Raw genomic sequence first — 257 nt, 5'->3', positions numbered from 1 at the left:
AAGTGAAACAAGAACCATCTATGCCCTGAACCTTGATAAAGATGGCAATCTCCCTAATGGTGACATCTCTGATCCAAATAATACTTTCATTAAAAATCCTAAGGTGTTCAAATGGATCTACAAGAATGACAAGCTTGTTGCTAAAAGAAGCCATATCCTTTTTTTTGAGGACGGTACTTTATACACTGAGATGAGAATATCCTCTAACGATGAATCAAAACTTCTTGCCATTAATGCTGAAGATGGAAATCTGGAAT

The 257-nt window shown here is 35.8% G+C and carries 1 pseudogene; it reads left to right on the top strand.

Annotated features, from left to right (window positions below):
* Positions 1–257, top strand: a pseudogene (locus tag SB679_RS25190) (hypothetical protein); the annotation flags it as partial.

Source organism: Chryseobacterium sp. SIMBA_029, assembly GCF_046535275.1.
Taxonomy (GTDB): Bacteria; Bacteroidota; Bacteroidia; order Flavobacteriales; family Weeksellaceae; genus Chryseobacterium.
Note: the sequence above shows the minus strand (reverse complement) of the source record. Positions and strands in the feature narration are given on the sequence as shown.